Here is a 6,062-nt window from a genome sequence, read left to right on the forward strand (position 1 = left end):
CCGGGGTCGGGGGGCGGCTAGGAGCTGCTCTCCAGCGTGCCGAGGGTGACGTCGGCGGTCGCGTTGTTGCCGTCCCTGGTGTAGCTGACGGTGACCTTGGTGCCCGGGGTGAGCGAGGCGAGCGCGGTGGTGAGCGCGTTCAGCGAGTCGACCGGGGTGTCGCCGATCCTGGTGATGACGTCGCCGGCCTGGAGCCCCGCCGAGGCGGCCGGGCCGCCCTGGCTGACCGCCACGATGACCGCGCCGGCCGGCTGGAACTGCTGGTTGAAGCTGGTCCGGGCGGTGATGCCGAGCGCGGCCCGCCCGGAGTTGGTGACCTTGCCCTGCTTGATCAGCTGGTCGGTGATGTTGGTGATGGTGGACGCCGGGATGGCGAAGCCGATGCCGGGGGCCGCCGCGCCGTTGCTCTGCGGCTCGGTCGCGGCGAGGGTGTTGATGCCGATCACCTTGCTGTCCAGGTTGACCAGCGCGCCGCCGCTGTTGCCCGGGTTGATCGCGGCCGAGGTCTGCACCATGTTGCCGATGGTGGCGCCCGGCGAACCGCCGCCGCGGGGCTCGGAGACGGTCCGCCCGGTGGCCGAGACGATGCCCTGGGTGACACTGCTGGAGAGCCCGAGCGGGCTGCCCATGGCCAGGGTGATCTGGCCGAGCTGAACCTTGCTCGAATCGCCGAAGGCAGCCGGCTTGAGGCCACCGGGCGGGTTGCTGAGCTTGATCACCGCGAGGTCGGCGTCCGGGTAGCTGGCGACCAGGGCGGCGTCCAGCGCCTTGGTGGAGTTGGCCAGCGTGACGGTGAAGGTGGTCGCCGAACCGACCACGTGGGCGTTGGTGACGATGTCGCCCTTGTCGTCGTAGACGATCCCGGAGCCGAGGCTGTCGCCGGTGGTGATCTGGACCACCGAGGGCAGCACGTCGGCGATCACCTTCTGGTACGCGTCCTGCAGCTGGTTGGCGCCGCCCGGCTGGGCGGCGGGCGCGGCGGAGGCCTGCTTGCTCGCGCCGGCGGAGGAGGCGGTCGAGGACGAGGTGGCCTTGGAGGAGGAGGACGAGCTGCTGCACCCGGCCAGCGCCAGGGCGAGCGCCGTGACGACCACGACCCCGCCGGGCACGAGCAGCCGCCGGTGCGCCGCCTTGGGGCCGGTCGGCCGGGGGCCGGCCGGGAGCGGTCGGTTGTGTTCCTTCTTTCGGCTCACCTGGCTGCCTCCGATTCGTCACCGCGCGAGGGCGCGGGGCATGAGAGCACGGAAATCTTTGTCAGCATTTCACCGATTTGTCCGTTTTGACGTCCCGACTCGCCCGACGACGGGGGTTTGAAGACGGGCCCTAGGATTGCCGCATGACTTGGTTGATCACCGGCGGTGCCGGATACATCGGCGGACACGTCGTCCGCCAGCTGCTCGACGCCGGTGAGCGCGTCGCCGTCCTGGACGACCTGAGCACCGGCGACGCCTCCCGGGTGCCGGCCGGCGTCCCGCTGATCGAGGGCTCCACCCTGGACCGCGCCGTCCTGGACGCCGCGATCCGCGAGCACGGCATCGAGGGCATCCTGCACTTCGCCGCCAAGAAGCAGGTCGGCGAGTCGGTCGAGCAGCCGTTCCTGTACTACCGGGAGAACATGATCGGCCTCCAGACGGTCCTGGAGGCCGCGGCCGAGGGCGGCGTCAAGCGCTTCCTGTTCTCCTCCTCCGCTGCCGTCTACGGCATGCCGGACGTCGACCTGGTCACCGAGTCCACCCCGTGCGCCCCGATGAGCCCGTACGGCGAGACCAAGCTGGCCGGCGAGTGGCTGGTCGCCGCGGCGGGCAAGGCTTACGGGATGTCCACCGTGGCCCTGCGCTACTTCAACGTGGCCGGCGCCGCCTCGCCCGAGCTCTCCGACACCGGGGTGTTCAACCTGATCCCGATGGTCTTCGAGCGGCTGACCGCCGGCCAGGCCCCGCGGGTCTTCGGCGACGACTACGCGACCCCGGACGGCAGCTGCGTCCGCGACTACATCCACGTCTCCGACATCGCCTCGGCCCACGTGGCGGCCGCCAAGCGGCTGGCCGCCGACCCGGCCGGCGAGACCGCGCTGGTGCTCAACATCGGCCGCGGCGAGGGCGTCAGCGTCAAGGAGATGATCGAGGTCATCGGCAAGGTGACCGGCTACGACACCACCGCCGAGGTGACCCCGCGCCGCCCCGGCGACCCGGCCCGGGTGGTGGCCGCCGCCGACCTGATCCACCGCGAGCTGGGCTGGAGCGCCGGCCACGACGTCGAGGACATGGTCTCCTCCGCATGGGAGGGCTGGTGCAGCCGCCACCCCGGGGCCCGCAAGGCCTGACCCTCGGGTAGCAGCACCGTACGGCGGTGTCCGCCCCGCTCAGCGGGCGGGCACCGCCGTGCCGTAGTAGGCGTCCAGCGCGTACACGCAGCGGTCCTTGGAACCGACGAAGACCCGCCCGCCGACCGCCACCGGGGAGCCGGTGAGCTCGCCCTTGGTGCCGAGCTCCCAGCGCAGCTGACCGGTCGCCAGGTCCAGGGTGTGCAGCGAGTGGTCCCGGCTGCCCAGGTGCACCAGGCCGTCGGCCACCGCCGGGGAGCCGACGATCTCGCCGCGCGTGGTGTAGCGCCAGCGCTCCCGGCCGGTCGCCGCCTCGAAGGCGTACAGCACCTCGCCGCTGCCGACCAGCACCATGCCGTCCCCGACCACCACCGGCTCGGCGCCCTGGCGGCTCCCGGTGACCCCGCGCCAGCGGTCCCGGCCGGTGGCCGCGTCCAGCGCGTAGACGGTGCCCAGGTAGTCGGCCACGTAGACCGCGTCGCCGTCCAGCGTCGGCGGGGTGAACAGCACCACCGGGGCGTCGAAGCGCCAGCGCTCGGTGCCGCTGGCCGCGTCCAGCGCGTACACCCGGGTGCCCGCCGTCACGTACAGCACGCCGCCGCGCTCGACCGGGTGCGCGGGCACGTCCTCGCCGACCTGGAAGGACCAGCGCAGGCCGGCCCCGCGCGGATCCACGCAGCGCAGCCGTCCGGCGCCGAAGTAGTAGGCGGCGCCGCCCACCAGGACCGGACCGGACTGCGGGTTCTCGTAGTCCTGCTGGGCGTCGTCGGCGCGCCACAGCTCGGCGCCGGTGGCGGCCGCGCGCAGCTGGACGCCGCCGCCGCGCACGCCGCAGCAGAGCACGCCGTCGGCGGCGGAGAGCGAGTAGACCCAGCCGTCCAGCGAGGTGCGCCAGCGCTCGGTGCCGTCCGCGACGTCCACGGTGTACAGGTGCGGGCCGTCCGCGGCGTGCACCCGGCCGGCGTCCACCGCGAGCGCCCAGGCGACGTCCCGGGTCTTGTAGCGGCGCTCGCCGGAGGCGATGTCCAGCGCGTGCACCTCGAAGCTGGAGACGAAGAGCGTGCCGTCGGCGACCACCGGGGTGCCCCAGACGTCGTTGGACATCCGGAACCGCCAGGGGCGCCAGCGGGCCGCCGCGGCGGGCGGGGTCGGAGCGGGCGGCGGGGTCGGCGCCGTCCGGCGGACCCAGTCGGTGGTGGCCGGGGCGGTGCTCGGACCGGGCTGCTCGTGCTCGGCCCGCGGCCCCGGGCCTATCCGCACCGAGGCGCCGGACAGCTGCACCTCGACTGCCATGCCCCCGGTGGGCGCGCGGTGCTTGTTCTTGGAGGGGATCTTCGCGGTCGGGATCCCGTCGTCCTGGCCGGGGCGCGGCCCGGCGTGCACCGGCCCGGTCGGCGGGGCGTGCCCGGCCCCGGGGTAGGTGCGCGGGTCGTCCGGGCCGGGGTGCTGCGGCGGCACGGGCGACTGCTGCGGCGGGCCCTGGGCGTGCGGCGGCCGCGGCGGCTCGGCCGGACCGGCGTACGAACGGGGCTGGGCACTCGGGCGGCGACCGCGCTTGCGCTCGATCAGCTCCAGCGCGTGGGGCGGCAGCCAGTCGCCGACCTCGCCGGCGGCGTCGTCCCGGGAGAACAGGTGCGGGGCCAGCTCGGCCTGGATCTGCGCGGGGGTGGGCCGGCGCTCGGGCGCCTGCTGCATGCAGGCCCGGACCAGGTCCATCAGCTCGGGCGCCATCCCGGTGAGGTCCGGCTCCTCGCGCAGCAGCTGGAACACCGTCTCGACCGGGTTGGAGCCGCGGAACGGGGGATGCCCGGTGGCGCAGAAGACCATCAGCGAGCCGAGCGAGAAGACGTCGCTGGCGCCCCGGACGGTACGGCTGTCCCGGGCCTGCTCCGGGGACATGTAGGCGGGGGTGCCGACCGCGACGTTGGTCATGGTCAGCCGGGTGCTGGAGACCCCGGCCGCGATGCCGAAGTCGATCACCTTCGGGCCGTCCTCGACCACCAGCACGTTGGAGGGCTTGAGGTCGCGGTGGATCAGTCCGGCCGCGTGGATGGACTGCAGCGCCTCGGCGATGCCCGCGACCAGCCAGCGGGTGGCGTCGACCGGCAGCGGCCCGCACTCCTCGACCAGGTCCTCCAGGGAGGGCGCCGGGATGTACGCGGTGGCCAGCCAGGGCACCCGGGCGTCCGCGTCGGCGTCCACCACGGCCGCGGTGTAGAAGCCGCCGACCGTCTTGGCCGCCGCGATCTCCCGGGCGAAGCGGACGCGGAACAGCTCGTCCTCGGCCAGCTCCCCCCGGACGGTCTTGATGGCCACCCGGCGCCCTGAGGCGGAGCGCGCCAGGTAGACCAGCCCCATCCCACCCGCGCCGAGCCGCCCCAGCACCTCGAAGGGCCCGATCCTCCTCGGATCGTGCGCCGTCAGCTGGTCCACTCCGCAGCCACCTCCCCGTCGTCCGCACCCGCCGCGTGGTGCCGGACCCGATTCTCCAATGCCGCCCGGCGCAACTCCAACCTCCCCCACCGGGAGACGGCCGCCGCCCCGGACCGTCGGTCCGCTGGTCAGCGGTGACGGAACGGCCGGATCCTGACGCCCGTTCCGGCACCGGCTTGCGCCCCGGAGTCCGGACCGTCCACCGTCCGACCCCCAGCACCGGTCACGCTCTGTCACCCGACCACCCCTCAGCGGACTCGCCGTCACGCTATGGGGTCAAAAGCACACGGGGGGGCTTCAAGAGCGCCTTCGGAGCCCGGTGAATATCCGTCCGAAGTGGTTCAGGCCGCTATAGCGCCCCCCGTGCGGAGTAATAGTCGCATCACCGAATCGCGCCAAGATCTTGCCACGGTAAGCTGACGGCATGACAGGACAAGTTCGCACCGTCGACGGTCGCGTCGCCGGGCGACGCGGACAGGAGACGCGGCAGAAGCTGCTCGACTGCCTCCGCGAGATGCTCAGCACGTCGCCCTATCGGGACGTCAAGGTCATCGACGTCGCCCGTATGGCGGGTACCTCCCCCGCGACCTTCTACCAGTACTTCCCGGATGTCGAGGGCGCAGTCCTCGAAATCGCCGAGGAAATGGCCAAGGACTCCGACACCCTCAAAGAGCTGGTGGCCGGAAAGTCCTGGGCAGGGAAGTCCGGACCGACCACTTCGGAAGAACTGGTCGACGGATTCCTCGCCTTCTGGCGCAAGAACGACGCCATTCTCCGAGTGGTCACGCTCGGTGCCGCGGAAGGGGACAAGCGGTTCTTCAAGATCCGCATGACCGTCCTCAACTCGGTCGCCAAGCCACTCGCGGAAGCCGTCAAGGAACTCCAGGCGAAGGGTCAGGCCGACAAGACGCTCGACCCGAACGCCGTCGCCGGGGCCCTGGTCTCGCTGCTCGCCTCGGCGGCCGAGCACCAGAAGGCCTTCACCTCCTGGGGCGTCAAGGTCAAGGACCTCAAGCCCAACCTCGCTCCCCTGGTGTACCTGGGCGTCACCGGCAAGAAGGCGCCCAAGTAGGACCGTCCTCCGACCCACCATCCGCTCCGCGCGCAGCCCCGGCCTCCTGTCCGGGGAACGACGGACGGCGGCCGTGTCCTCGGGGGAGGTCCGCCGACGTACCGCACGCGCGCCAGACATGCCGGTGGGGGGGGGGGCCCCCCCCCCCGCGCCCCCCCCCCCCCCCCCTTCTGCGCTTTCCCCCCCCCCCCCTTCGCCCCCCCCCCCCCCCCCCAAACCCACCCCCCGCCCCCA

4 protein-coding genes are annotated in these 6,062 nt (G+C 73.0%); 2 read left to right on the forward strand and 2 right to left on the reverse strand.

What is annotated here, in order from left to right; translation table 11 throughout:
- Window positions 1-17 precede the first annotated feature (17 nt).
- A complete protein-coding gene (locus ACZ4W5_RS22300) occupies window positions 18-1,094 on the reverse strand; it encodes a S1C family serine protease (RefSeq protein ID WP_465656415.1) in 1,077 nt (358 codons plus the stop codon).
- A 242-nt stretch (window positions 1,095-1,336) separates the two neighbouring features.
- Between ACZ4W5_RS22300 and galE the strand changes: the two genes are divergently transcribed.
- The gene (gene galE / locus ACZ4W5_RS22305; protein WP_360226013.1) at window positions 1,337-2,323 is read left to right on the forward strand and encodes a UDP-glucose 4-epimerase GalE; all 987 of its coding nucleotides are present in this window, start codon (window positions 1,337-1,339) and stop codon (window positions 2,321-2,323) included.
- A gap of 39 nt (window positions 2,324-2,362) precedes the next feature.
- Here galE and ACZ4W5_RS22310 read toward each other — a convergent pair whose 3' ends face one another.
- Complete coding sequence (locus ACZ4W5_RS22310) at window positions 2,363-4,756, reverse strand: outer membrane protein assembly factor BamB family protein (RefSeq protein ID WP_465656408.1); 2,394 nt, start codon at window positions 4,754-4,756, stop codon at window positions 2,363-2,365.
- Window positions 4,757-5,180: 424 nt separating this feature from the next.
- On the opposite strand from ACZ4W5_RS22310, the gene ACZ4W5_RS22315 reads away from it, so the two are divergent.
- Window positions 5,181-5,828: a TetR family transcriptional regulator gene (locus ACZ4W5_RS22315; protein WP_360226007.1), complete on the forward strand. Its 648-nt coding sequence runs from the start codon at window positions 5,181-5,183 to the stop codon at window positions 5,826-5,828.
- The last annotated feature ends 234 nt before the right edge of the window (window positions 5,829-6,062 follow it).

The sequence above is a fragment of the Kitasatospora sp. NPDC029367 genome, from assembly GCF_055569135.1.